This window comes from Mesorhizobium sp. M7A.F.Ca.AU.001.01.1.1 (assembly GCF_004022735.1).
Taxonomy (GTDB): domain Bacteria; phylum Pseudomonadota; class Alphaproteobacteria; order Rhizobiales; family Rhizobiaceae; genus Mesorhizobium; species Mesorhizobium ciceri.
The window spans coordinates 1-887 of record NZ_RZPF01001226.1 but is presented as its reverse complement, the minus strand read 5'-3'; the positions used below and the strand labels follow the sequence as shown (position 1 = coordinate 887).

2 protein-coding genes are annotated in these 887 nt (G+C 57.0%); both read left to right on the top strand.

Translation table 11 applies throughout. From position 1 onward, the window contains the following. The first annotated feature begins 160 nt into the window (after window positions 1–160). The gene (locus EN884_RS37265; RefSeq protein ID WP_013531315.1) at window positions 161–301 is read left to right on the top strand and encodes a DUF1127 domain-containing protein; all 141 of its coding nucleotides are present in this window, start codon (window positions 161–163) and stop codon (window positions 299–301) included. Window positions 302–350: 49 nt separating this feature from the next. Beyond that, complete coding sequence (locus tag EN884_RS37260) at window positions 351–491, top strand: DUF1127 domain-containing protein (protein ID WP_013531314.1); 141 nt, start codon at window positions 351–353, stop codon at window positions 489–491. Window positions 492–887 lie beyond the last annotated feature (396 nt).

The following is an 887-nucleotide window of genomic DNA, read 5'->3' as shown; positions in this document are numbered from 1 at the left end:
GGTTTCTTTGTGTCAGGTCCGTGAACGAGCGTTAATGCTGCATTGCACAATTTGCATTGCTGCCATGCAGCCATAGCGCTTTTAAATCGATATGGGTCCGCCTATTTATAGTTCGTACACAAACGGAATGATCCGCAAGAAAGACGAAACGAGATCTACCATGAACCTGATCCGCAACTACCGCAACTGGCGCCGCTACAGGGACACCGTGTCCGAGCTGAGCCGCCTGAGCAACCGTGAACTGACCGACCTCGGCATCAGCCGCAGCGACATTCCTTACGTCGCTCGCAAGGCGGTCTAATTCTTCGGACCGCGAATGGTCCGAACCAGTTTTGAAAAAGAGAACGACAATGAACCTGATCCGCAACTATCGTAACTGGCGCGTTTATCGCGAGACGGTTACCGAGCTGGGTCGCCTTTCGAACCGCCAGCTGCATGATCTCGGAATCGTCCGCGACGAAATCAAGATCATCGCCCGCCAGGCGATCTAGACAGAATTTCGCCAGGGTCGACCTCCTCCCCGACCTTGACGAATACGGTCACCCCTTACCTCCTCCCAAGGGTTGACCACCAAAACGGCGCCCGCCGCACCTCCTCCCGCGGCGGGCGTTGTTTCCCGGCAAATCGAATTTTGCCCCAAAGGTTTCGCTCCTTTTCAAACAGCGAAAGAGTTTTCGTCAAAGCCGACCTCCTCCCCGGCGATGACGAATCGGCCCGACCTTCACCTCCTCCCGAGGGTCGACCCGAAAAACGACACCCGCCGGACCTCCTCCCCCGGCGGGTGTTGTTGTTTTCACGAGGCGCTCCCCTCAGCAGCTGTTTGCCCCGCACCGCGCACGGCAATTGCAATCGCCGCACCAAGCGATTATTCCGGCGCTCATGAGCAA